Source organism: Nocardioides sp. NPDC000445 (assembly GCF_040300245.1).
Lineage (GTDB): Bacteria > Actinomycetota > Actinomycetes > Propionibacteriales > Nocardioidaceae > Nocardioides.
Window position 1 is genome coordinate 25235 of the sequence record NZ_JBEPDH010000006.1, and the last position, 24629, is coordinate 49863.

At 69.0% G+C, this 24629-nt stretch carries 25 protein-coding genes; 11 read left to right on the forward strand and 14 right to left on the reverse strand.

Going from position 1 to position 24629, the window contains the following annotated elements; genetic code table 11:
• Window positions 1–3 precede the first annotated feature (3 nt).
• The 4 genes from ABT304_RS09495 to ABT304_RS09510 form a co-directional block, all read right to left on the reverse strand.
• The gene (locus ABT304_RS09495) at window positions 4–546 is read right to left on the reverse strand and encodes a Uma2 family endonuclease (protein ID WP_350714727.1); all 543 of its coding nucleotides are present in this window, start codon (window positions 544–546) and stop codon (window positions 4–6) included.
• A 162-nt stretch (window positions 547–708) separates the two neighbouring features.
• Window positions 709–1449, reverse strand: a complete 741-nt coding sequence (locus tag ABT304_RS09500) for a class I SAM-dependent DNA methyltransferase (RefSeq protein ID WP_350714729.1) — start codon at window positions 1447–1449, stop codon at window positions 709–711.
• A gap of 64 nt (window positions 1450–1513) precedes the next feature.
• Window positions 1514–2206, reverse strand: a complete 693-nt coding sequence (locus tag ABT304_RS09505; protein ID WP_350714730.1) for a response regulator — start codon at window positions 2204–2206, stop codon at window positions 1514–1516.
• Window positions 2203–3807, reverse strand: a complete 1605-nt coding sequence (locus ABT304_RS09510; RefSeq protein ID WP_350714732.1) for a sensor histidine kinase — start codon at window positions 3805–3807, stop codon at window positions 2203–2205. The genes ABT304_RS09505 and ABT304_RS09510 overlap by 4 nt, the downstream gene beginning before the upstream one ends.
• A 142-nt stretch (window positions 3808–3949) precedes the next feature.
• On the opposite strand from ABT304_RS09510, the gene ABT304_RS09515 reads away from it, so the two are divergent.
• On the forward strand, window positions 3950–5299 hold the full coding sequence (locus tag ABT304_RS09515) for a cation:dicarboxylate symporter family transporter (RefSeq protein ID WP_350714734.1): 1350 nt from the start codon (window positions 3950–3952) through the stop codon (window positions 5297–5299).
• 55 nt (window positions 5300–5354) lie between these two features.
• On the opposite strand, the gene ABT304_RS09520 is transcribed toward ABT304_RS09515, so the two are convergent.
• Entirely contained in the window at window positions 5355–5702 is a 348-nt protein-coding gene (locus tag ABT304_RS09520; protein ID WP_350714735.1) for a hypothetical protein, read from the reverse strand.
• A 251-nt stretch (window positions 5703–5953) separates the two neighbouring features.
• Between ABT304_RS09520 and ABT304_RS09525 the strand changes: the two genes are divergently transcribed.
• From ABT304_RS09525 to ABT304_RS09535, 3 genes are read left to right on the forward strand one after another with little or no spacing between them, the layout of a single operon-like run.
• Complete coding sequence (locus ABT304_RS09525) at window positions 5954–7261, forward strand: ABC transporter substrate-binding protein (RefSeq protein ID WP_350714737.1); 1308 nt, start codon at window positions 5954–5956, stop codon at window positions 7259–7261.
• Window positions 7258–8253, forward strand: a complete 996-nt coding sequence (locus tag ABT304_RS09530; protein WP_160022546.1) for a carbohydrate ABC transporter permease — start codon at window positions 7258–7260, stop codon at window positions 8251–8253. Before ABT304_RS09525 ends, ABT304_RS09530 begins: the two co-directional genes overlap by 4 nt.
• Entirely contained in the window at window positions 8253–9092 is an 840-nt protein-coding gene (locus ABT304_RS09535; protein ID WP_160022548.1) for a carbohydrate ABC transporter permease, read from the forward strand. Before ABT304_RS09530 ends, ABT304_RS09535 begins: the two co-directional genes overlap by 1 nt.
• A 72-nt stretch (window positions 9093–9164) precedes the next feature.
• Here ABT304_RS09535 and ABT304_RS09540 read toward each other — a convergent pair whose 3' ends face one another.
• Window positions 9165–10808 (reverse strand): acyl-CoA dehydrogenase family protein, encoded by a 1644-nt coding sequence (locus ABT304_RS09540; protein ID WP_350714739.1) that lies wholly within the window; start codon window positions 10806–10808, stop codon window positions 9165–9167.
• A 38-nt stretch (window positions 10809–10846) separates the two neighbouring features.
• On the opposite strand from ABT304_RS09540, the gene ABT304_RS09545 reads away from it, so the two are divergent.
• Together ABT304_RS09545 and ABT304_RS09550 are read left to right on the forward strand one after the other, a co-directional pair.
• A complete protein-coding gene (locus ABT304_RS09545; protein WP_350714740.1) occupies window positions 10847–11941 on the forward strand; it encodes a potassium channel family protein in 1095 nt (364 codons plus the stop codon).
• Between the two features lie 201 nt (window positions 11942–12142).
• Window positions 12143–12427 carry a DUF3263 domain-containing protein gene (locus ABT304_RS09550; RefSeq protein ID WP_160022554.1) on the forward strand — a complete coding sequence of 95 codons (285 nt, stop codon included), beginning with the start codon at window positions 12143–12145 and terminating at the stop codon, window positions 12425–12427.
• Between the two features lie 317 nt (window positions 12428–12744).
• On the opposite strand, the gene map is transcribed toward ABT304_RS09550, so the two are convergent.
• Genes map through ABT304_RS09565 form a run of 3 tightly spaced genes read right to left on the reverse strand, consistent with a single transcriptional unit; the run spans window position 12745 to window position 15251 of the window.
• Complete coding sequence (map, locus tag ABT304_RS09555) at window positions 12745–13512, reverse strand: type I methionyl aminopeptidase (protein WP_160028780.1); 768 nt, start codon at window positions 13510–13512, stop codon at window positions 12745–12747.
• Window positions 13513–13560: 48 nt separating this feature from the next.
• Complete coding sequence (locus ABT304_RS09560) at window positions 13561–14811, reverse strand: RNA polymerase sigma factor (protein WP_350714741.1); 1251 nt, start codon at window positions 14809–14811, stop codon at window positions 13561–13563.
• Entirely contained in the window at window positions 14808–15251 is a 444-nt protein-coding gene (locus tag ABT304_RS09565) for a YciI family protein (RefSeq protein WP_350714742.1), read from the reverse strand. Before ABT304_RS09565 ends, ABT304_RS09560 begins: the two co-directional genes overlap by 4 nt.
• 114 nt (window positions 15252–15365) lie before the next feature.
• Between ABT304_RS09565 and ABT304_RS09570 the strand changes: the two genes are divergently transcribed.
• Window positions 15366–16139 carry a GNAT family N-acetyltransferase gene (locus tag ABT304_RS09570; RefSeq protein ID WP_160022558.1) on the forward strand — a complete coding sequence of 258 codons (774 nt, stop codon included), beginning with the start codon at window positions 15366–15368 and terminating at the stop codon, window positions 16137–16139.
• Here the strand turns inward: ABT304_RS09570 and ABT304_RS09575 are convergent, their stop codons facing one another.
• Window positions 16140–16850, reverse strand: a complete 711-nt coding sequence (locus ABT304_RS09575; RefSeq protein ID WP_350714743.1) for a transporter substrate-binding domain-containing protein — start codon at window positions 16848–16850, stop codon at window positions 16140–16142. It abuts the gene before it with no gap.
• A complete protein-coding gene (locus ABT304_RS09580; RefSeq protein ID WP_350714744.1) occupies window positions 16843–17793 on the reverse strand; it encodes a D-2-hydroxyacid dehydrogenase family protein in 951 nt (316 codons plus the stop codon). Before ABT304_RS09580 ends, ABT304_RS09575 begins: the two co-directional genes overlap by 8 nt.
• Before the next feature lie 98 nt (window positions 17794–17891).
• Here ABT304_RS09580 and ABT304_RS09585 point away from each other — a divergent pair, with 98 nt between their 5' ends.
• Complete coding sequence (locus ABT304_RS09585; RefSeq protein WP_160022564.1) at window positions 17892–18524, forward strand: ClpP family protease; 633 nt, start codon at window positions 17892–17894, stop codon at window positions 18522–18524.
• Window positions 18521–19126, forward strand: coding sequence for a ClpP family protease (locus ABT304_RS09590; RefSeq protein ID WP_160022566.1), 606 nt, complete (start codon window positions 18521–18523; stop codon window positions 19124–19126). The genes ABT304_RS09585 and ABT304_RS09590 overlap by 4 nt, the downstream gene beginning before the upstream one ends.
• Before the next feature lie 34 nt (window positions 19127–19160).
• On the opposite strand, the gene ABT304_RS09595 is transcribed toward ABT304_RS09590, so the two are convergent.
• Together ABT304_RS09595 and ABT304_RS09600 are read right to left on the reverse strand one after the other, a co-directional pair.
• A complete protein-coding gene (locus ABT304_RS09595; protein ID WP_350714745.1) occupies window positions 19161–19481 on the reverse strand; it encodes a helix-turn-helix domain-containing protein in 321 nt (106 codons plus the stop codon).
• Window positions 19482–20031: 550 nt separating this feature from the next.
• Entirely contained in the window at window positions 20032–20298 is a 267-nt protein-coding gene (locus ABT304_RS09600; protein WP_350714746.1) for a hypothetical protein, read from the reverse strand.
• Between the two features lie 31 nt (window positions 20299–20329).
• Between ABT304_RS09600 and ABT304_RS09605 the strand changes: the two genes are divergently transcribed.
• The gene (locus ABT304_RS09605; protein WP_350714747.1) at window positions 20330–20806 is read left to right on the forward strand and encodes a hypothetical protein; all 477 of its coding nucleotides are present in this window, start codon (window positions 20330–20332) and stop codon (window positions 20804–20806) included.
• Here ABT304_RS09605 and ABT304_RS09610 read toward each other — a convergent pair whose 3' ends face one another.
• Complete coding sequence (locus ABT304_RS09610; protein ID WP_350714749.1) at window positions 20807–21490, reverse strand: MBL fold metallo-hydrolase; 684 nt, start codon at window positions 21488–21490, stop codon at window positions 20807–20809.
• Window positions 21491–21640: 150 nt separating this feature from the next.
• Here ABT304_RS09610 and uvrA point away from each other — a divergent pair, with 150 nt between their 5' ends.
• Window positions 21641–24610 carry an excinuclease ABC subunit UvrA gene (gene uvrA, locus ABT304_RS09615; protein WP_350714751.1) on the forward strand — a complete coding sequence of 990 codons (2970 nt, stop codon included), beginning with the start codon at window positions 21641–21643 and terminating at the stop codon, window positions 24608–24610.
• The last annotated feature ends 19 nt before the right edge of the window (window positions 24611–24629 follow it).

Sequence of the window (24629 nt, forward strand, 5' to 3'; positions counted from 1 at the left end):
CGATCAGCCGAGGAGAGCGTCGACGTCGACCGGGACCTTGACGTCGCCGTAGGTCAGCGTCGCCGGCCCGTCCGTGTATCGGCCGGTCTCCACGAAGTAGCCGTCCTCGAGGCGGTGGGTCAGGATGACGTGGTCACGAGGGTCGACGATCCAGTACGCCGGGGCGCCCCACTGGGCGTAGCGGTTGAGCTTGCCGACGAGGTCGTCGCGACGGTTGCTGGAGAGGATCTCGACGACCAGGTGCGGTGTGCTGGTCAACGTCCGCTCCTCGTCGGTCTGGACATGGACCATGAGGTCGGGGATGAGCTCTTCTCGCACGTCGTTCGGCGACCACCCCCATGCTTGGGTCACATCGGTGCCCGGAGCGAGATGGTGGCGGATCAGCGTCTGGAGTTCGAACATGATGCGCTGATGGTCTTGTCCTGGCGGTGCCAAGGTGACGAGCGATCCTCCGTAGTACTCACCCGGGGTGTCCTCGAGGGCGAGATACTCGTCCCACGACATCGGCACGCGGGTGAGGTCGCCAGAGTGGCTGGCGATGCTCATCACATGCTCCCTTCTGGTGGCGATCCGCGCTTCGCGCGGTTACTCCCTCGCTCGGCGCGAGCGGACGAGCAAGCTCGCCGCTCGACCTCGCTCGGTCGTCTCTGAACAGGTGGATTCGTCGTCCGTCTTCAGTCTCGCCGATCCGCGGGAACAGGTCCAGGACTATGCCGGCTTGCGCCAGACCGAGACATGACTGAGCGAGTCGCTGGTGAAAGGCGATCGGTCCCAGCCGCCGTAACGCGCCTCTAGGGCCATTCCGGCCAACCGCGCCATCAGGTCGCATTCGGAGGGCCAGATGTAGCGGTGGTTCGACTCGCCGCGCCGGTAGGTGTCGCCCTCCTTGGTGAAGTGGTGAGAGGTCAGCAGCTGCGTGGCGATGTCGACGGTGTCCAGACCGACGTGACGGTCCGAGACGTCGAACGTCGCCGCGACCGCGGTGGGCGGAAGGAGGCGCAGCTCCGGCACCCACAGCTCGATGACGAACCGCCCGCCCGGGGCCAGATGACGAGCGGCGTTGGCGAAGCAGGCGACCTGTTCGTCCTGGGTCAGCAGGTTGGAGACCGTGTTGTAGACCAGATAGACCAACGAGTACGTCCCCACCCCAGGCGCCTCGGCGGAGGCCATGTCACCGACCACGACCGGGATCTCCTCCTCGGTGACCTTGCGCCGCAGGACGTCGACCATCGGCTGGGCCAGCTCGATGCCGGTGACCGGCACCCCCAGCTCCCGCAGCGGTACGCCGATCCGGCCCGTCCCGATGGCGAGCTCGAGCGCGGGGCCGCCGTCGGCGAGGTCGGCGAGGAAGCGGGCCACCGGGCCGGTCACCTCGGGTGAGTTGACCCAGTCGTCGGGATCGTCGTAGCGCTCGGCGTCGTCGCGGGTCCACAGGTCGCTGCTGGTCATGGGCCTCGACTCTGCCCGGCGAGATGTCCCCGGCGCGAACCATTTTCGCGGTCTGAGGTCCGGTTCAGAGCCAGGAGTAGCCGACCTCGGGCCGGCCGCCGCTGGGGCCGTAGCGGACCCCGCGCGCTGCCAGGCCCTTGTCGGCGAGGTGCTCGAGGTAGCGCCGTGCGGTCACCCGCGACGAGCCGACCACCGCGGCGACCTCGCTCGCCGAAAGGTCACCGGAGGCCTCGCGCAGTGCGGCCGTCACCGCCCGCAGCGTCTCCGCGCTCATGCCCTTGGGAAGCGGTGTGCTGCCGGTGGGCCGCAGCGACCCCAGCAGCTGGTCGACCTCGTCCTGGACGACCTCCTCGGGGGCAGCGTCCAGGCGGGCGCGATAGTCGGCGTACTGCTCGAGCTTGTCCCGGAACGTCGCGAACGTGAACGGCTTGAGCAGGTAGAGCACGACCCCCTGCACGACGGCCTGCCGCACGACCTTGGTGTCCCGTGCCGCGGTCACCGCGATCACGTCGCACAGGTGGCCGGCGGCGCGCAGCCTGCTGAGCAGCCCGAGCCCGTGCCCGTCGGGCAGGTTCATGTCGAGCAGGATCAGGTCGACCGGAGTGCCGGCGTCGCGGGCCGCATCGAGCGCGCGGACCGCCTCGCGCGCCGAGCGTGCGACCCCGGCCAGGGCGAAGCCCGAGACCCGGCCGACGTACGCCGCGTGGGCCTCGGCGGCGAGCGCCTCGTCCTCGACGACCAGGACACGCACGTTCATCCGGCCACCTCCGTGCCGAGGGTGACGGTGAACTCGGCCCCGCCGAGGTGGGAGCGGCCGATGGCGACCTCGCCGCCATGACGCCGGGCGATCTGCCCGACCAGCGCGAGGCCCAGCCCGCGGCCGGTGCCGGGCTCGGCCTTCGTGGTCCAGCCGCGGTCGAGGACGCGCGCCGAGTCGGCGTCGTCCAGGCCAGGTCCGCTGTCGCCCACGCGCACCGTGAGGGTGTCGTCGTCACCGGTCAGGTGGACCTCGACCTGGCGGGACTCGAAGCCGGAGACGGCGTCGAAGGCGTTGTCGACGAGGTTGCCCAGCACCGTCACCAGGTCGCGGGGCGGGATGCCCGTGCCCGACGGCACCTCGCCGACGATACGGAACTCGACGCCCTGCTCGGCCGCCTCGGCCGACTTGCCGAGCAGGAGCGCGGCCACGACGGGATCCTCGACCGCGCCGACGAGCCGGTCGGTGAGGAGCTGGGCGACCTGGAGCTCCTCGGTGGCGAACTCGACCGCGTCCTGCTCGCGGCCCATCTCGATGAGGGAGACCACGGTGTGGAGCCGGTTGGCGGCCTCGTGGTTCTGGGACCGGAGCGACTCGGTGAGGCGGCGTACGACCTCGAGCTCGCCGGTCACCGAGCGCAGCTCGGTGTGGTCGCGCAGCGTCACCACGGCGCCGACCTCGCGACCGTCCCACAGCGCGGGCGCCGAGGAGACCACCAGGATCCGCTCGCCGGCGAGGTAGAGGTCGTCGGACTCGGCGGTGCGGCCGCGCGCGGCGGCGACCAGCCCGGGCGCCAGGTCGAGGTCCTCGATCCGGGTGCCGATGACGTCCTCCGGCAGCGCCAGCAGGCGCCGCGCCTCGTCGTTGACCAGCTGCACGCGACCCTCCCCGTCGAGCAGGAGCAGACCTTCGCGGACCGAGTGGAGGACGGCGGAGTAGTACTCGTACATCCGGGCCAGCTCACGCTCGCCCATGCCATGGGTCAGCCGGTGCAGACGTCTGCTCAGCAGCCAGGCACCGGTCAGCCCCACGGCCAGCACCAGCGCGCCGCACAGCAGCACGATCGTGACGTCGCGCCGAAGACCGCGGTTGATGTCGCTGACCGTGATGCCGACGGAGACGAGCGCGACGACCTTGTCGCCGTCCTCGACCGGCACCACCGAGCGGACCGATGGCCCGAGCGTCCCGGTGTACTGCTGGGTGAAGACCTCGCCGTCCGGCGCGCCGCCGAGGTCGCCGACGAACTTTCCGCCGATCTGACGCGGATCGGTGTGGGTGTAGCGGGTGCGGTCCAGCGCCATCACCACGACGAAGTCGGTGTCGGTGTCGCGGCGTACCTGCTCGGTCCAGGGCTGGAGGGTCGCCGTCGGGTCCTCGCCACGCAGCGCCGTGCTGACGGTGGGGGAGTCGGCGACGGTCTGGGCGACCGCCACCGCGCGCTGGGTGGCGCGGCTGTAGGAGTCGCGCTGGGCGTCGTAGGAGGCCATCAGGATGCCGGTGACGACGAGCAGCAGCACCGTGCCGAACTGCAGGAGAAGCACCTGCTGGGCCACCGGCCGATCGCGGAGAACGCGGGGGCGGAACGGGTGGACACGGGGCACGACAACATTCTGGACCACCTCCGTTGCGTGGATGTGATCGTGGCCACGAACACAACGAACACAACAGTGACGGTCGTCACGTTCTCCCGGAGAGTTGCCCGAGTTGCCCCGGAGGGCAGGACACACCGGACCAGGAGGAACGATGAGTACGACCACGACTGAGACAAGACCCAAGAAGGACCGGACACACTATCTCTACATCGCGGTGATCGCCGCGGTGGTCCTCGGCATTCTGGTCGGGTTGATCGCCCCGTCGTTCGCGGTGGAGCTGAAGCCGATCGGCACGGCCTTCGTGAACCTGATCAAGATGATGATCCAGCCGATCATCTTCTGCACCCTGGTCATCGGCGTCGGCTCGGTCGCCAACGCGGCCAAGGTCGGCAAGGTCGGTGGCCTGGCGCTGGCCTACTTCATCGTGATGTCAACGGTCGCCCTGGCGATCGGCGTGGTCGTCGGCAACATCATCGACCCCGGCACCGGCCTCCAGTTGAGCTCGGACGCGTCCAGCGCGGGCCAGGAGGCTGCCTCGGAGGGGCACGCGAGCACGACGGACTTCCTCCTCGGCATCATCCCGACCTCGCTCTTCTCGGCGCTGACCTCCGGCGTGGTGCTGCAGACCCTGCTGGTCGCGCTCCTGGTCGGCTTCGCGCTGCAGCGGATGGGTGAGTCGGGCAAGCCGATCCTCAAGGCGATCACCATGATCCAGAACCTGATCTTCCGGGTGCTCGCGATGATCATGTGGGCCGCCCCGGTCGGTGCCTTCGGCGCCATCGCCGGTGTGGTGGGGGAGACCGGCATCGACGCCCTGAAGAGCCTCGCCGTCATCATGGTCGCGTTCTACGTCACGTGCGCGATCTTCGTCTTCGGCATCCTGGGCGTGCTCCTCAAGCTGGCGACCGGCGTCAACCTCTTCAAGCTGCTCAAGTACCTCGCCCGCGAGTTCCTGCTCATCCTCTCCACCAGCTCGTCCGAGTCGGCTCTTCCGCGCCTGATCGCGAAGATGGAGCACGCCGGTGTCGAGAAGGCGACCGTCGGCGTCGTGGTTCCCACGGGCTACTCGTTCAACCTCGACGGCACCGCGATCTACCTGACGATGGCCTCGATCTTCATCGCCGACGCGATGGGCGACCCGCTGAGCATCGGCGAGCAGATCGGCCTGCTGCTGTTCATGATGATCGCCTCCAAGGGCGCCGCCGGTGTCACCGGCGCCGGCCTGGCGACCCTGGCCGGCGGGCTGCAGTCCCACCGCCCGGAGATGGTCGACGGGGTCGGGCTCATCGTGGGCATCGACCGGTTCATGTCCGAGGCCCGCGCGCTGACCAACTTCGCCGGCAACTCGGTCGCCACCGTCCTGGTCGGCCACTGGACCAAGACCGTCGACCACAGCCAGCTCGACCGCGTCCTGGACGGTCAGGACCCGTTCGACGAGACGACCATGGTCGACGACCACGCCGCCCCGCCTTCGGCGGAAACCGACAAGGCGCTCGTCTAGACCCCACGACGACAGGCCGTACGCCGCGCGGACACGCGCGACGTACGGCCTGTTGTCATCGGTTGCGGTAGAGGATCCGCGCCAGCTCGAACGGCGCGGCGCGCCACGAGCCGATCGGCTCGTCGTCGAGCCCGATCCGGCCGAGCGCGGCGATGATCCACGAGAACGCGAAGCAGCCGATACCGGCGACGGCCCAGATCCCGACCGTACGCCAGGCCAGGTCGCCGCCGAAGGCCCGGAAGATGCCGATGACGGCTGCGATCACGGCGATCGCTGCGATCAGCCAGAAGAGGATCGAGCAGATGACGGCGGCCAGCCGGCCGGCCACGGCCAGCGGGTCGCGAGGCGGCTGGTGATGGGGCCCTTGGCCGGGGCCTTGATGGGGAGGATGCGGATAGTTCATTTGGGCGCTGATTCTGGCCTAATCCGGCTGCCGGAGCCACACCGGGATGGCGGGTCGTCATGGTGCCGGAGTGCGTGACAGGTATCGTCCTGCGCGTTCTCGGGTGAGTGTTCGACAATTTGCCCGGGACATCGATGGACCATAACGACTAATGTTATGGAGATCACATAACGAGGCGCTGCCTCGTGGACCCGACGCGGCCTGCGTGGCACGACTCCGTGGATCAACACGACGATGGAGGGTGCAATCAGATGCACGTGCGAAAGTGGCAAATCGGAGCAGTGGTCGCAGGTCTGCTCGCTGTGACCGGCTGCGGCGTTCCCGGTGGCGGCGGCAGCAACGATGCCGGCGACACCGAAGAGGGAGACGGCAGCATCCAGATCCTCGGCGCGATCCCCGAGGGCGAGGCCGTGGGGCTCAATGCGGCCCTCGACACGTTCACCAAGGAGACCGGGATCGAGGTGACCTACACCCCCTCCACGGACTTCACCACCGAGATCCGCACCAAGGTCAACGGAAACGACGCGCCCGACATCGCGCTCTTCCCGCAGCCCGGTCTGGTCGGTGACCTGACCGAGTCGGGTGACACGCTCCCGCTCGACGACCTCATCGACGTCGGCTCGCTCGACGACACCATGATCCCTGGCCTGATGGACTCGGTCGAGATCGACGACAAGACCTACGGCGTACCGATCCGCGTCTCGATGAAGTCGCTGGTCTGGACCCCGAAGAACTTCGAGCAGTCCGGCTACAAGACGCCCACGACCTGGGACGAGCTGCGAAGCCTCGAGGACCAGATGATCTCCAAGGGCCAGACCCCGTGGTGCCTCGGCGCCGAGGCCGGCGCCGACACCGGCTGGGTCTACACCGACTGGGTCGAGGAGATCGTCCTGCGCCAGGAGGGCCCGGAGTTCTACGACGAGTGGGTCTCCCACGAGGTCCCCTTCAACGACCCGAAGATCGTCGAGGCGATCGAGACCATGGGCGACATCATCAACAAGCCGAAGAACGTACGCGGCGGGGCCGACGGCACGCTGAGCGAGCCCTTCGGCGACTCCCCGCTGCCGCTCTTCGACGCGAAGCCCGGCTGCCAGATGCACCGTCAGGCCAACTTCATCACCACCTTCTTCCCGAAGGACGTCCAGCAGGACCTGGCCGGCAACGTCGGCGTCTTCGCGCTCCCGGGCAGCATGGAGGGTGGCTTCGAGGGCAACCCGGTGCTCGGCGGCGGTGACATGGCGACCGCCTTCACCAACGACACCGACGTGGTCGAGCTGATGGAGTTCTTCGCGTCCCCCGACTTCGGTGCCGAGTGGGCCAAGTCCGGTGGCTGGCTCTCTCCGAGCGTCGAGTTCGACAACTCGCAGTACGCCGACCCGATGTTCGGTGAGATCGCGACGCTGCTGCAGGACGCCGACACCTTCCGCTTCGACGGTTCGGACCTGATGCCCGCGCAGGTGGGCGCCGGGACGTTCTGGAGCGAGATGAACGCCTACGTCGGAGGTGAGAAGAGCGCTCAGGAGGCGGCCGACGCGATCGAGGAGAGCTGGCGAGGATGAGCGATGACCCATATCTGAAGATCCTCAACGGCCTGATCGCGATCGTCCTCGGGGTCGGTGGCACCGCTGCGCTCTTCTGGCTGCTCAACTTCCTCTCGGGCCTGCTGCCGGGCAAGTGGGAGAGGCGGGTCAAGCCGTACGTCTTCATCGGCCCGGCCATCCTGGTGGTCGCCGTCTTCCTGGTCTACCCGGCCCTGATGACGGTGATCTACAGCTTCGCCGACGACAACAGCATCAACTGGGTCGGCTTCGACAACTACACGGCGCTCTTCCGGGACGACGAGTTCATCGGCACGTTGGTCAACAACCTGCTCTGGATCCTCATCGTTCCGGCCGCCAGCGTCATCGTCGGCCTGCTCGTGGCGGTGCTGGCCGACCAGCTCAAGGCGTTCCCGGAGCGGGTCGCGAAGTCGGTCATCTTCATGCCGATGGCGATCAGCTTCGTCGGGGCGAGCACGATCTGGGGCTTCGTCTACGCGACCAGGTTCGCGCAGGGCGACAAGCAGATCGGGCTCCTCTCGGCGATCTCGACGAGTCTCGGGTTCGAGCCGGTCGCCTGGCTGCGCATCTCCGACTACAACCTCAACGACCTGCTCCTGATCGTCATCATGATCTGGTTGCAGGCGGGGTTCGCGATGGTGCTGCTCTCCTCGGCGATCAAGAGCGTCCCCGAGGACACCGTGGAGGCGGCGCGCATCGACGGGGCCAGCGAGATCCAGATCTTCTTCAAGGTCGTCGTACCGCAGATCTGGCCGACGGTGATCGTGGTCTTCGTGACCATCCTCATCCTGGTGATGAAGGTCTTCGACATCGTCTACGTGATGACCGGTGGCCGGTCCGGCACCTCGGTGCTGGCCAACACCTTCGTCCTCGAGCTCTTCGAGTTCGGTGACGCCGGTCGCGCGGCCGCGGTGGTCGTGGTCCTGATGATCGCGGTGATCCCGGTGATGGTCTACCAGATGCGCCAGTTCAAGAAGCAGGAGGCCCGCTGATGAGGAGCTTCACCCTCGGCAGCGTCGCTGTCCGTGTGGGCATCGTCCTGCTGTGCGTCCTCTGGTTCATCCCGACGCTGGGTCTGCTGATCTCGTCGTTCCGCGACGAGGCCGACGTGAAGTCGTCGGGCTGGTGGACCGTCATCACCGACCCGTTCTCCCAGTGGACCTTCGACAGTTACTCGCAGGTCCTCGAGAGCGGGATGGCGAACGCCTTCGTGAACTCGATCGTCGTCTCCGTCCCCGCGACGGTGCTGCCGATCATGATCGCCGCGTTCGCTGCGTACGCGTTCACGTTCATGCGGTTCCCGGGGCGCAACGTGCTGTTCATGGTGATCGTCGGGCTGCTGGTGGTCCCGCTGCAGGTGGCGTTCGTGCCGCTGCTCAACCTGTTCGGGAGCTACGACCTCAACGGCACCTTCCTCGCGGTATGGCTGGCCCACACGGCGTTCGGGATGCCGTTGGCGGTCTTCATCCTGCGCAGCTACATGGCGACCTTGCCGCAGGAGATCATCGAGTCGGCCGAGATCGACGGGGCCTCCCACTTCCAGACCTTCTGGAGGCTGATCGTGCCGATGTCGGTGCCCGCACTGGCAGCGTTCGCGATCTTCCAGTTCCTCTGGGTCTGGAACGACCTTCTGGTCGCGCTCATCTTCCTCGGGGCGGGTGACAACGAGGTCGTCACGATCACGTTGCGCGACCTGATCGGTGACCGTGGCCAGGAGTGGCACCTGCTCACTGCGGGTGCGTTCATCACGATGACGGTGCCGCTGCTGGTGTTCTTCTCGCTGCAGCGCTACTTCGTCCGTGGGCTCACGGCGGGGTCCGTCAAGGGCTGAGGTTCGGTCCGCAAGCGGCGGGCGTCATGTCTCCTACGGGGCATGGCGCCCGCCGCTTGCCCGTCGAGGCCGCTACAGGGTCGGAGTCGCACGCTGCACGACCGCCACCTGGTCGCCGCCGGCGAGCATGCCGTACGTCCCACCGTGGCCCGGCAGGCGGCTGGCGCAGAAGATGTCGGCCACCTCGTCGGGTCCGTGCTGGACCAGGAGGCTTCCCTGCAGGAGTGTCGCCATGCTGCCGGCCAGGCGCCTGGCCGAGCGCTCCAGTTCCTCGGGACTGGTCATCGACTCGCCCAGCAGGGAGAGGGTGGCGTCGACGGCGCGGTCGTAGCGCCGGTCGGCGCCCTTGGCCTTGCCGACCTCGGTGATCCACGCGTCGAGGACCCCGGGTTCGCGCTGGATGGCACGCAGGACGTCGAGGGCGTTGACGTTGCCGGAGCCCTCCCAGACCGAGTTGAGCGGGGACTCGCGGAAGAGCAGCGGCATCACCGACTCCTCGACGTAGCCGTTGCCGCCGAGGCACTCCAGCGCCTCCGCCACCAATGCCGGAGTGCGCTTGCAGACCCAGAACTTCGCCAGCGGCAGGCCGATACGACGCAGGGCCTGCTCGTCGTCGGGCCGGTCGACGGCGGCGGCCAGGCGCATCGCCAGGGTCGTGGCCGCCTCGGACTCGACGGCCAGATCGGCGATCACGTTCTGCATCAGCGGCTTGTCGGCCAGGGTGGAGCCGAACGCGGAGCGGTGGGCGACGTGCCAGCTCGCCTCGGCCACGGCCCGGCGCATCAAGGAGGCCGAGCCGAGCACGCAGTCGAGGCGGGTGGCGGCGACCATCTCGATGATCGTGCGTACGCCGCGGCCCTCCTCGCCCAGCCGGTAGGCGGAGGTGCCGCGGAACTCGAGCTCGGAGCTGGCGTTGGAGCGGTTGCCGAGCTTGTCCTTGAGTCGCACCACGTCGAGCCGGTTGCGGCTGCCGCCGGGCAGGATGCGAGGCAGGAGGAAGCAGGTGAGGCCGTCAGGTGCTTGGGCCAGCACCAGGAAGACGTCGTTCATCGGTGCCGAGGTGAACCACTTGTGCCCGTGCAGCTCGTAGACGCCGTCGCCGACGGGACCCGCCTCGGTGATGTTCTGGCGTACGTCCGAGCCGCCCTGCTTCTCGGTCATCCCCATGCCCGCCAGGGCGCCGAGCTTCTCGGCGGGGTCGCGGAGACCGAAGTCGTAGGTCGTGGAGGCGAGCCTCGGCACCCACTCCTCGGCGAGGGACTCGTCGGCGCGGAGCGCGGGGACCGCGGCGTACGTCATGGAGATCGGGCACAGGTGGCCGGGCTCGGTCTGGGACCAGGCGAGGAACCCGGCGGCGCGGCGTACGTGGGCGTTCCTCTCACCCCTCTCGGCCAGCGCCCAGGGGGCGGCGGCCAGACCGTGGCCGACGGCTCTGTCCATCAGCCAGTGCCAGGAGGGGTGGAAGGCGACCTCGTCGATCCGGTTGCCGTAGCGGTCGTAGGGGACCAGCTCGGGGTGGAAGCGGTTGGCGAGGCGGCCGTGCTCCTGTGCCTCGGCGGTGCCGGCCTCGGCGCCCAGGGAGACGAGCGATTCGAGGGTCTCCTCGCCCGCGTGACGCAGGACCGCCGCCGACAGTGCGGCATCTCCGGTCACCACGTTGTGACCCGCGAGCGGGGGCGCCTGGTTGGTGACACGGCGGATGTCGGAGGCACTCATGCAACAGACGATAGAGCGCGGCGGATAGGGTCGCAGATGTGTCCGAGACATCTGCATATGCCCCGAAGTGGGCCGGTGTCGAGCAGGTCGCTCTTCCCGAGACGGTGCGGTCGCCCTGGTGGCAACTCGGGCGGCGGCTGCTGGCCGCGCTGGCGATCCTGATCGGGACGGTCCTGCTGGTCTATCTCGACCGCGACGCGTACGCCGACAACAACGATCCCACCGGCCAGATCAGCCTGATCGACGCGATCTACTACACGACCGTGACGCTGAGCACGACCGGCTACGGCGACATCGCCCCGGTCGAGGCGCACGCGCGGATGATCAACGCGTTCATCATCACGCCGGCTCGCATCGCCTTCCTGGTGCTGCTGATCGGCACCACTCTCGAGGTCCTCACCAAGCAGGGCCGTGACCTCATCCGAGTAGCTCGCTGGAGGAAGAAGATGTCCCAGCACATCGTCGTCGTCGGATACGGCACGAAGGGCCGTAGCGCCGTGGAGACGCTGCTCAGCAGCGGAGCGGATCCCGAGGAGTTCGTCGTGGTCGACCCCGACCCGGTGGCGCGCTCGGATGCCCACTCCGACGGGATCGCAGTGGTCACCGGCGACGCGACCCGGCGCGAGGTGCTGATGCGGGCGGGCGTCAAGGACGCCGAGCAGGTCATCATCACCACCAACCGTGATGACTCCAACGTGCTCACGATCCTGACGGTGCGGCAGATCAACCCCGAGGCGTGGATCGTCGCTGCCGCTCGCGAGCGCGAGAACGCGCCGTTGATGAAGCAGTCCGGAGCCGACTCGGTGATCACCTCCGCCGACGCGGTCGGCCGGCTGATGGGTCTGTCCACCATCTCGCCGACCCTCGGGTCCGTCATGGAGGACCTGCTCAACTCCGGCACCGGCCTGGAGGTCGCCGAGCGCGACCTGCTGGTCAACGAGGTCGGCAAGCAGCCGCAGCAGCTCGCCGACCAGGTGATCGCGGTCGTACGCGACGAGAAGGTCTTCCGCTACTTCGACCCGGTCGTCGGCACCCTGTCGCGCGGGGACCGGCTGGTCGTCGTACGAGCCGCGAGGGAGCTGCCCTGGGCGCCGCGTCCGGGGACGCACGGCGAGGACACCGCGGACGTGTGACACCCGCTGAAATAGAAGTCAGCCGCTGGCGTCTCGGGTCACCAGCGGCTGACATGGAAGAGATTAGCGGACGGTTCGGCGAGCTTCAAAGAGTTGATCTGCACTTTTATGAAGATGGCCCAGATGGGCTATGCCGGGTAGTTCTAGACGGTGACGCGTGGCGGTTTCGGAGGCGCCCGCCGCGCCTGGGATGATGTACGCATGACCGAGGCGCCCCACAGCCCCGGGTCTGCCGACGGGCAGCCGGGCCTTTCCGAGAACGAGAAGCAACTGCTGGACTTCGAGCGTTCCTGGTGGTCGGCCGGCACCGGACGCGACGAGGCGGTCAGGGAGCAACTCGGGATGAGCGCGGCCGAATACCACCGAGCCGTCAACGACCTGATCGACAAGCCCGAGGCGCTCGCCTACGACGGCGTCCTGGTGCGCCGGCTGCGGCGCCAGCGCGACGCACGGCGTACGCAGCGCTCGAAGAACCCGCGCTCATAGCCCACTCGGGTGGTCCGAGTAGCTCGGTCGGATCATTTGCAGTCTTTTGCATTGCAGGTGCTTGCACGTGTTCGACTTCGTCGGCTAACGTTCTTCTTGTCAGCCGCTGGTGACCCGAGACGCCAGCGGCTGACTTCTGTTTTGCCGCCCCTCGCCGAGACGTCACCCGCGCAGGCCGAGACGTCGCTCCCGCAGGCCGAGGCGTCACTCGCGCAGGCCGAGACGTCACTCGCGCAGGCCGAGACGTCGCGGCGCTGCCCACTCGGCCGACGGCGGTGACGCCTCGACCGGCGTACCTGACGCCTCGGCTGGGTTGGTCAGTCGCGAGCGGTGAGGACGAGCGGGCCGTCCTCGGTGATCGCGACGGTGTGCTCCATGTGGGCGCCGCGGGAGCCGTCGGCGCTGCGCAGGGTCCAGCCGTCGGGGTCGGTGAAGATCTCGTCAGTGGTGTGCAGGAACCACGGCTCGATCGCGATGACGAGTCCGGGCTGCAGCTTGAAGCCGCGGCCGGGGCGACCGTCGTTGGCGATGTGCGGGTCGCCGTGCATGGTGCGGCCGACGCCGTGGCCGCCGAACTGGGTGTTGATCTTGAGGCCCTTGGCGCGGGCGACGCTGGCGATCGCGTGGGAGATGTCGCCGACCTTGTTGCCGACGCGCGCGGCGTCGATACCGGCGGCGAGCGCCTGGGTGGTGGTCTCGATCAGGTCGAGGTCCTCCTGGCGGGGCGTACCGACGACGACGGAGAGGGCCGAGTCGGAGACCCAGCCGTCGACGCTGGCCGCGAAGTCCACGCTGAGCAGGTCGCCGTCCTGCAGCTTGTAGTCGAAGGGCAGGCCGTGCAGCACACCGTCGTTGACCGAGGTGCAGAGCACCTTCCCGAACGGCATCGCGCCGAAGCTCGGGTGGTAGTCGATGTAGCAGGACTCCGCGCCGCGGTCCTTGATCATCTTGTGCGCCAGCTCGTCGAGCTCGAGCAGGTTGACGCCCACGGCAGCGTGTTCGCGGAGTGCGGTCAGGACATCGGCCACGAATCGGCCGGCGGGCTTCATCTGCTCGATCTGGGTCGGGGTGCGCAGTTCGATCACAGGCACAGCGTATCCTGAGAACGGTTCTCACTAGAATTCAGCGATGCGTCAGCAGCGAGCATCGCGCAGCGCGGCCGCCTTCGATGTCAGGAAACGGCGCTCGGCGAGGTTCGTGGCCCGCACCGAGGCCAGGTCGTACGCAGCGGCAGCACCGTCCAGGTCGCCGGCGAGCTCCAGCAGATGAGCGCGCACCGCGGGCACCCGCGGATGGTCGGCGAAGCCGCCGGCGCCGTTCTGAGCACAGTCGCGCAGGAGCTCGTCGAGCAGCGCGAGCGCGGGGCCCGAGCCGTCGGCGTACCCGACCGCGACAGCCTTGTTGAGCGTCACGATCGGCCCGGGCGCGACCTTCTCCAGCAACCCGTAGAGCGCGGTGATCTGCAGCCAGTCGGTCGCCTCCGCGGTGGGCGCACGATTGTGGAGCGCGGCGATGGCGGCCTGGATCTGGTACGTCCCCGGCCGGCCGGTGCCGATGACGGAGTCGACCAGCGCGACCCCCTCGCGGGTGGCCTCGTCGCGCCACAGACTCCGGTCCTGGTCGGCCAGCGGCACCACGGCGCCGTGCGCGTCGATCCGGGCGGGGCGGCGAGCGTCGAGCAGCAGCATGAGCGCGAGCAGACCGCCGAGCTCGCCGTGGGCGCTCCCCGTCATCCGGGCGAGCGCGGCGCGGGCGAGGCGGGTCAACCGGATCGCCTCGGCACACAGGTCGACCCGCTGCAGGTGGTCGCCCTCGGTCGCGACGTACCCCTCGTTGAAGAGCAGGTAGAGCACCTTCATCATCGCCGGGATCCGCGCGGCGAGGTCGGCGGAGCCGTCGATCCCGAGCGAGCGTCCCTTGATCGTCGCCTTCGCCCGGGAGATCCGTTGCGCCATCGTCTTCTCCGGGACGAGGTAGGCGTTCGCGATCTCCCGGGTGGTGAGCCCGCCGACCGCCCGCAGGGTCAGCGCCACCGCCGAGGCCGGGGTCAGGCTGGGATGACAGCAGAGCAGGAGTACGTCGAGGGAGTCGTCGATCCCCGAGGCACTCTGCCCCTCGGGCTCGGAGAGATGGTCAGCATGCTCGCGGTCGCGGCGGCGCGACTCGCTGCGCTTGGCATCGATGAGGCGGTGCATCGCGGTGGCGATCAGCCAGCCGCGAGCGTTCTCCGGTACGCCGCGCCCCGGCCATGTGCGTACCGCCTCGACGAGCGCCTCCTGGACGGCGTCCTCCGCGGTGTCGAAGTCCCCGCAGCGCCGGGTGACGACGGCGACGACCTGCGGAGTGAGGTCGCGCAAGAGGTCACCCGGCAGCGCCTCGGTCACTCGATGCTCGCCTCGCCGAAGGCGATCGTGTCGTCGACCGAGGAGCCGTCGGTGCCGTGGTACATCCGGCGCACCTGGATCGGCTGCTCGATCGGCCGCCCGCCCGGGCCCGGAGCGGCGGAGTAGAGGCCGGCGATCTCCAGCGCGCGTTCCTGGGTCTCGGCGTCGATGATCATGTAGCCGGCGACCCACTCCTTGAACTCCTGGAACGGCCCGTCGGTGACGGTCCTGTCGGCACCGTCGGAGGTCACCACGAACGCCTGGTCGGGCGGCGTCAGGGCCTCGACGTGCACCAGCTCGCCGGACTCGGTCAGGGCCTTGTTGAGCGCTTCGTAGTAGCTCATGTGGCCCTGCACCTCCTCCGGCTTCCAGCCAGCCATGCCGCCGGGAGTCTCGTCGTTGCCGGCTTGGTAGTCGAGGATCATCAGGTAGCGAGGCATGTTCTCACCCTTCCACTTCAAGCGCTCCTTGTAAGCGCCATTCACGAGGGGAACGGAGCCGGCCGCCCGATAACTACATGCACCGGCGTACGACTTCGACGTAGGTTTCTCGCCGTGCTGAAGGCCTATGACGAGCAGTTGCGAACCGATGCCGAGACCACCGGGGCGGTGTCGGTGACCCGACACGGGCCGCTGCGTCTCGCGACCTTCGGCGGCGGACGCGGATTCATCTCCTACCAGGATCTCGACGGGGCCGACGCAGCCGGCGTCGAGGAGCTGGTCGCCGCCGCGGTCGCGCACTTCGATGCCGACCCGGCGATCGAGGAGGTCGAGTGGAAGACCCGCGGCCACGACCACGCCCCGGGGCTGCACGACACGCTGCTGCGGCACGGCTTCGCGCCCGACGAGCCGGAGTCGATCATGGTCGGCGAGGCTGCCCTTCTGGCCGTCGACGTGCCCCTGCCGGACGGGATCGGCCTGCGTGCCATCACCAGCGAGCAGGACGTACGCGCCGCCAGCATCATGCAGGACGGTGTCTTCGGCTCCCCGGCCTCGGAGGCTCGGGTCGAGAGCCAGCTGCGAGGCATCGCGGCGGGGGAGAGCGAGATGTGGGTCGCCGAGGCGGACGGCGAGATCGTCAGTGCCGGCCGGATCGACATGGTGCCGGACACGGAGTTCGCCGGCATCTGGGGCGGGGCGACGCTGGAGAAGTGGCGCGGCCGCGGCATCTACCGCGCCCTCACCGCCGCTCGCGCCCGCACCGCCATCGCGCGGGGCAAGCGCTACATCCACAGCGACTCCACCGAGTTCTCCCGGCCGATCCTGGAGCGCTCGGGGCTGGCGAAGGTCGGCACCACGACGCCCTACGTCCGGCGCAGCTCACGGTGATCAGGGAGCGACCGACGCGTCCTGCCCCGAGGTGACCAGCGACTCGGCGATACGTCCGCTCGACTTCAGGTCCTCGACCAGCTCGTGCACGAAGCTCACGGTGGCAGGACGGTGCCCGCGCGCGACCGCCACGGCCTGGCGGATCTGCATGAACCGCGGCTCGACCAGCCGCAGACCGGGGTCGGCGGCGACATGCCGGCCGAGAGGCTGCCGGATCCCGGAGGCGACCTCGAGCCCGAGCTCGCGGAAGGCGTCGATCCCGTCGGCGCCGCGTACGACCTCGGCGTTCTCCAGCGTGCGGGTCAGGAAGAGGTCGTAGGCCGAGCCCTCCTTGACGCCGACGCGAACGCCCGGGCGGTCGACGTCGTCCGCGGTCCGGATCGGGGAGTCGGCCGCGACGGCGTAGACGCCCTCGATGAGGACGTACGGCGCGGTGAACTCGACCTCGGCGGCGCGGGCGGGCTCGACCGCGAGGAAGGCGACGTCGGCGGCGCCGGTCCGCAGTGCTTCGAAGGACTTGCGGGCGGCGTCGAAGCACTGGAAGGAGACCGGTACGCCGAGCCGGCTCGCCAGCTCGCGGGCGATGTCCACGGTGACCCCGCTCGGCGCCTCGGGGGTGCCCTGGGCGAGGACCGGGTTGCCGAGGTTGATCGAGGCGCGCAGGGCTCCGGTCGGTGCCAGATCGGCGGCGAGCTGGATCGGGTCAGGCATCAGGCTCCTTCGGCAGGAGAGTACGGATCGGGTCACCGGCCAGCCAAGCGGCGATGTCCTCGACGGCGCCGCCATAGAACCGGCGGTAGTTGTCGTCGGTGACATAGCCGAGGTGTGGCGTCGCGACCACGTTCGGGAGGTGGCGGAGCACGTCGTCGGCGGGCAGCGGCTCGACGTCGAAGACGTCCAGGCCCGCGCCGGCGATCGTGCCGGAGCCGAGGTGGGCGATGAGCGCGTCGGTGTCGACCAGCCCGGCGCGGGAGGTGTTGACCAGGTGGGCGGTCGGCTTCATCGAGGCCAGGTCGGCATGTCCGACGATGTGTCGCGTCGCCTCTGACAGCACGAGATGGAGCGAGACGATGTCGCTGGTCTCGAACAGGGTGGCCTTGTCGACCGCGCGCACCCCGAGCGGCTCGGCGCGCTCGGCGGTGAGGTGAGGGCTCCAGGCGATCACGTCCATCCCGAACGCCTGGCCGACGGCCGCGACCCGGGCCCCGATCTTGCCGAGGCCGAGCAGGCCGAGGGTCCGGCCGTGGAGGTCGCTCCCGACGGTCCGCTGCCAGGTCTGCCCGGTCGCCTCGGTGACGATGTGACGGGTCAGCGCGTGGATCAGTGCCCAGGTCAGCTCGACCGGCGGATGCGGGCTCGACGGCGTGCCGCACACGGTGATCCCCAGCCGGGCCGCCGCGGCGAGATCGATCGAGGCGTTGCGCATCCCGGTCGTGACCAGCAGCTTCAGGTCCGTCAGCTGTTCCAGCACGGCGGCCGGGAACGGCGTACGCTCCCGCATCGCCACCACGATCTCGGCACCGTCGAGCGCCCGGACCAGGGCGTCAGGCCCGAGGTGCTCGGTCAGCGACGTCACCTCGACTCCGTCGAGAGAGTCCCAGGCGGCGTACGTCCTCGCCACGTCCTGATAGTCGTCGAGAATCACGCAGCGCACGACCGCAACCTATCGGGTCGCTGGTGTTCTGCTGTGGGCAGATCTGCCTGCGGCAGATTCGCTGGTACGCGGTGGGGGAGTCGGTCAGAGTCGAAGACATGACTCAGACACCAGTGGCGGCCGGGCCGCTCGACGAGCAGCTCACGGCACGACTGCAGAACCAGAGGATCATCGTGCTCGGCCAGGAGGTGGACGACGCGATCGCGAACCGGATCTGCGCACAGCTGCTCCTGCTCAGCGCCGAGGATCCGCACCGCGACATCTCCCTCTACATCAACTCGCCCGGCGGCTCGGTGACGGCCGGGATGGCGATCTACGACGTGATGCACCTGATCCCCAACGACGTCTCCACGCTGGGGATGGGGATGGCGGCCAGCATGGGGCAGTTCCTGCTCACCGCCGGCACCCCGGGCAAGCGCTACGTCCTGCCGCACACCGAGGTGCTGCTGCACAAGGGGTCGGCGGGGATCGGCGGCTCGGCGGCCGACATCGAGGTGCAGGCCGCGCGGCTGGCGCGGATGACCGAGCAGATGCTCCGGATCACCGCCGAGCACACCGGCCAGAGCGTCGAGCAGATCGACCAGGACTCGTTGCGCGACCGGTGGTTCACCGCCGAGGAGGCGCGCGAGTACGGGTTCGTGGACGAGGTGCTCAACGACGTGCAGTCGGTGACGCCGGTGCAGCAGCGCAGCGCAGCCTTCGGTCTCTCCGCGGCTGGGGGTGCCCGATGAGCTCGTACACGATTCCCTCGGTCATCGAGAAGACCCCACGTGGCGAGCGGGCGCTCGATGTCTACAGTCGCCTGCTCTCGGACCGGATCGTCTACCTCGGTACGCCTATCGACGACGGGGTCGCCAACGTGGTCATCGCACAGCTGATCCACCTGGAGTCGGACGCGCCCGACAGGCAGATCGAGCTCTATCTCAACTCTCCCGGCGGTGATCCCACCGCGATGCTGGGCATCTACGACACGATGCAGTTCCTGCGTTCTCCGGTGGCGACCACCTGCGTGGGCCAGGCGGCGGGCTCGGCGGCCGTGCTGCTGGCTGCGGGGGAGCCGGGGCGGCGTACGATCCTCCCGCACGCGCGGGTCGTGCTGCAGCAGCCGGGCCAGGACGGTCAGCGGGGCGATGTCACCGACCTGCAGGTCGCGGCGAAGGAGATCGGCCGGGTGCGGGCCGAGATGGACGCGCTGCTGGCGCGCCACACCGGCCACGACACCGACCAGATCCACGCCGACACCGAGCGCGACCTCGTCCTCGGCGCGACAGAAGCGGTGACGTACGGCTTGGTGGACGCAGTGCTGGAGAGCCGCAAGCTCGCTTCGGTGTGACCTGGGTCGATCTGGCCCGACCTGGCCAGCCGGGTCAGGCGGCGAGAGCCATCGGGCCGGACGGGCGGGCGCCCGCGCGCAACGTGCGGGTGACCCGCTCGGTGAGGTCGACGAGGCCGAGACCCAGCGCGCCCCCGACCGCCTCGAGCACCTCGGAGCTCGGCTCCTTGCGGCCGCGCTCGATCTCGGAGAGATACTGCGTCGAGACACCGGCATCGCCGGCGACGTCGGCGAGCGTGCGCTCCTGGCGGGACCGCTCCTCGCGGATCACCTGGCCGGCGGCCTCACGCCACAGCGGCGCCGGTTTGTCGTGGTCCGGCAGCGGATGGCCGGGAAACCTGATCACTTCGCCCATGCCAACACACTAGCGCTGCACACGAGGGCGGAACGGGGCGTTCGCGCCGGGCGAACAGAGCTCCGACCAGGGGTTATATCGGTCGAACGATAGATGACAAGGACTTGCCAGGGAGGCCCGACACCCCGATAGTGGTCGCACAGTTTCGATCTTTGTAGGTCTACTGTGCACGACCAGAGAACTTGTCGAGTCGTTGGTATCACGGGGGAATCGTGTTGCATCGCAAGCAGATCGCCTTGGCCGGAATGGCATCGGGGCTGGCCATGACGAGCATCGGGATTGGTGGCCTGATCGTCGGCAACGCCGGAGCGGAAGAGCCAGGTCATCACTACGCCACGGACGAGTCCGGGGTCAGCCTGATCTCCCCGGTCTCGCCGGTAGCACCGCTGGAGAAGTCGAAGTCGTCCTCGACGCCGTCGCAGGCTGGTCCTCCCAGCCAGATGGGTCCCGGGAGCGAGGTTCCCGAGGTGGCTGAGCCGGTCCCGGCGAGCCCGCGGTCGGTCGAGGAGTCGGCAGACGGCTACACGTCGCCGCTCCCGGCGCGACCCACTCAGGTGCCGTCGGAGCCGAGGCCGACCGGCAGGCCGACCGAGTCGCCGAGCGAGCCCAGCCAGTCGCCGAGCGAGAGCCCCAGTGACCCCAGCGAGTCGCCGAGCGACCCCAGCGAGTCGCCCAGTGAGCCGACCGAGTCGCCGAGCGAGCCCAGCGAGTCCCCGAGCGAGACCCCCAGCGAGTGACCCGGGCTCCCGGGGAGCGGTGCCGCGATGCCCCCGGGTGGGTAACGCTCGAGGCATCGCTGCCCTACGCTGTGCGCCACACCATGCGCGGGGCGGGTACAGGGAGTCGAGTTGCAGAGCAAGCAGGTCGCCGTGGCAGGCATCCTGACCGGCGGGGTCATCACCGGTCTCGGGGTGGTCGTCCTGATCGCCGGCCTGGCGCAGGCTGAGCGACCCGATCGTGACCCGGTCACGGGTTACGAGGACGTCGGGAACGTCTATCCCGACGTGGATCCGCTGCCGTCGCCCGGATCGAAGCCGTCGGAGGAGCCCTCCGACGGCTATTCGGCGCGTCCGCACGGCGCCGCGGACGATCGTGACGGTTCGACGTACGAACCGGGGGAGACCGACCCCTCCACGGCCGGCGACCCGGACCGGCCGACGGCGTCGCGTGAGCCGGACGAGCCCGCCGAGACCAGCGGCTCGACTCCCACCTCCAGGCCCACGCTCACGACGGAGCCGGAGCCGACCGCCGAGCCGACCGAGTCGGCCGATCCGTCCACGGATCCGACGCCGACGGAGACCGCGACCCCGACTACGGAGCCGTAGTCACCACCCCCGTTCGCGCCACTCGGCGAGGTGGGGACGCTCGGCGCCGAGCGTGGAGTCGTCGCCGTGGCCGGGGTAGAACCAGGTCTCGTCGGGGAGGGTGCCGAAGATGCGCTCCTCGACGTCGTCGAGCAGCTGGGTGAAACGTACGGGATCCTGCTGCGTGTTTCCGACGCCGCCCGGGAAGAGGCTGTCACCGGTCCACAGGTGAGGCGTGCCCTCGGGGTCGCGGTAGACGAGAGCGACCGACCCGGGCGTGTGCCCGCGCAGTGCGATGACCTCGAGGGTGCAGTCGCCCACGGCGACCGTGTCTCCGTGGGAGAGCGTGCGAGAGATGGGTACGCCGGTGGCCTCCGTGATCGCGGCGGCATCGGGCTCGCCGGCGAGCGTGGCGGCTCCGGTTGCGGCGGTCACGTCGGCCAGGGCTCGGTGGTGGTCCCAGTGCTGGTGGGTGGTGACGACGGTGGCCAGCTCGCCGCCGATGAGGGGGAGCAGGGTCTCCGGCTCGGTCGCGGCGTCGACGAGGAGCTGCTCGCCGGTGGTTCGGCAGCGCAGCAGGTAGCAGTTGTTGGACATCTGCGCGTCGACGGCGACCTTCGTGACGGTCAGCCGGCCGAGCTCGCGTACGTCGGCCGGGCCGCCCGGTTTCACCGCGCCTGTATAAGTGGTAGGGGCATCGCTCATACGCCTATGCAAGCACGTCGGACACGACCAGAAGTAAAATGTCGGTGCTCCGTGAGAGGGTGCCGTCTGGGAGTCTTCCCAGCGTCGTATGATGCGAACATCTGTTCGACGCAGTAGCGCGATGCGATAAGCACTGGACGAGGAAAGAACGTGGCGGAGCAGCAGCTGATCATCCGGGGAGCCCGGGAGCACAACCTCAAGGATGTCTCCCTCGACCTGCCTCGGGACTCGATGATCGTGTTCACCGGCCTGTCCGGAAGCGGGAAGTCGAGCCTCGCGTTCGACACCATCTTCGCGGAGGGTCAGCGTCGCTACGTCGAGTCGCTGTCTGCCTACGCTCGACAGTTCCTCGGTCAGATGGACAAGCCCGACGTCGACTTCATCGAGGGGCTCTCCCCGGCGGTGTCGATCGACCAGAAGTCGACCTCGAAGAACCCGCGCTCGACGGTCGGCACCATCACCGAGGTCTACGACTACCTGCGTCTGCTCTACGCGCGCGCGGGCCGTCCGCACTGCCCGACCTGCGGCGCGCCGATCGAGCGGCAGACGCCGCAGCAGATCGTCGACCACGTGCTCACGCTGGAGGAGGGGCGCCGCTTCCAGGTGCTGAGCCCGGTGATCCGGGCCCGCAAGGGGGAGTACGTCGAGCTCTTCAGCCAGCTGCAGCAGCAGGGCTACTCCCGGGTGAGGGTCGACGGCGAGACCCACCAGCTCGACGCGCCGCCCAAGCTGGAGAAGCAGAAGAAGCACACCATCGAGGTGGTCATCGACCGGCTCGCGGTCAAGGAGTCCTCCAAGCGGCGGCTGACCGACTCGGTCGAGACCGCGCTGGAGCTGGCCGGCGGTCTGGTCGTCTTCGACTTCGTCGACACCGGCGAGCAGATGAAGTTCTCCGAGCGGATGTCGTGTCCCAACGACCACCTGCTCGACACCGACGAGCTCGAGCCGCGGTCGTTCTCGTTCAACTCGCCGTTCGGCGCCTGCCCGGCCTGCACGGGCCTCGGCACGCGGATGGAGGTCGACCCCGAGCTGGTCGTCCCCAACCCGGCAGCAACCCTCGCCGAGGGTGCGCTGCAGCCCTGGTCCCAGGCCCACGTCGCCGAATACTTCCTGCGCCTCCTGGAGGCCCTCGGCGGTGAGCTCGGCTTCGACCTGGACACCCCCTGGGACGACATCCCGGCCGCCGGCCAGAAGGCGATCCTCGACGGTCACGGACGCAAGGTGCACGTGGTCTCGGTCAACCGCTACGGCCGCCGCCGTTCCTACGACGCCGAGTTCGAGGGCGTACGCCGCTGGGTGGAGCGCCGCCACAAGGAGGCCGAGTCCGACACCACCCGGGAGCGCTTCGAGGGCTACATGCGCCAGGTGCCGTGCCCGACCTGCAAGGGCACCCGGCTCAAGCCCGTCTCGACCTCGGTGACGCTGGGGGAGCGGAGCGAGGGCGGGCTCAACATCGCCGAGCTGTGCGCGCTGCCGATCAACGAGGCTGCGGAGTGGCTCGACCAGGTCGAGCTCAGCGGCCGGGAGCGGCAGATCGCCGAGCAGGTCCTTAAGGAGATCCAGGCGCGGCTGCGCTTCCTCCTCGACGTCGGCCTCGACTATCTCTCCCTGGAACGGCCCTCGGGATCGCTCTCCGGCGGTGAGGCCCAGCGGATCCGGCTGGCGACCCAGATCGGGTCCGGCCTGGTCGGCGTCCTCTACGTGCTCGACGAGCCCTCCATCGGCCTCCACCAGCGCGACAACCACCGGCTGATCGAGACCCTCGAGCGGCTCAAGCGGCTCGGCAACACCCTGATCGTCGTCGAGCACGACGAGGACACCATCAAGGTCGCCGACTGGGTCGTCGACATCGGCCCCGGCGCGGGCGAGCACGGCGGCCAGGTGATCCACTCCGGCACCGTCAAGGAGCTGCTCGCCAACGAGCAGTCGGTGACCGGTCAGTACCTGGCGGGTCGCCGCGAGATCGCCGTCCCGGCCGTACGCCGCCCCCGCACCGCCGGGCGCGAGCTGACCGTCCACGGTGCCAAGGAGAACAACCTCAAGGACATCGACGTCACCTTCCCGCTGGGGCTCTTCCTCGCGGTCACCGGCGTCTCCGGCTCGGGCAAGTCGACGCTCGTCAACGACATCCTCTACACCGCCCTGGCCAAGGAGTTCTACCGCGCCCGCACCGTTCCGGGCCGCCACACCAAGATCTCCGGCCTGGACAACGTCGACAAGGTGATCCACGTCGACCAGTCCCCGATCGGGCGTACGCCGCGGTCCAACCCGGCCACCTACACCGGCGTCTTCGACCACATCCGCAAGCTCTTCGCCTCCACCCCGGAGGCCAAGATGCGGGGCTACCTGCAGGGCCGGTTCTCGTTCAACGTCAAGGGCGGCCGCTGCGAGGCCTGCTCGGGTGACGGCACGATCAAGATCGAGATGAACTTCCTGCCCGACGTGTACGTCCCGTGCGAGGTCTGCCACGGTGCGCGCTACAACCGCGAGACGCTCGAGGTCCACTACAAGGGCAAGTCGATCGCCGAGGTGCTCGACATGCCGATCGAGGAGGCGGTGGAGTTCTTCGCCGCCGTGCCCGCGATCGCGCGCCACATGAAGACCCTGGTCGAGGTCGGCCTGGGCTATGTGCGGCTGGGGCAGCCCGCGACCACCCTGTCCGGTGGTGAGGCACAGCGGGTCAAGCTCTCCGCCGAGCTGCAGAAGCGCTCGACCGGCAAGACCCTCTACGTCCTCGACGAGCCGACGACCGGCCTCCACTTCGAGGACATCCGCAAGCTCATCGGCGTGCTCTCCTCGCTGGTCGACAAGGGCAACACGGTGCTGGTGATCGAGCACAACCTCGACGTGATCAAGACCGCCGACTGGATCATCGACATGGGTCCGGAGGGCGGCAACCGTGGCGGCACGGTGATCGCCGAGGGCACTCCCGAGACCGTCGCCGCGACCCCTGGCAGCCACACCGGCGGCTTCCTCGCCCCGCTGCTCGACGGCAAGGCCGCCGAGCAGCCGCCTGACAAGCCGGTGAAGGCGAAGGCAGAGCCGGCCAAGAAGACGGCGACCAAGAAGACACCCGCCAAGAAGACACCGGCGACGCGGAAGAAGGTCAGCGCGTCCTGACCCGAGATCGAGATTTGCC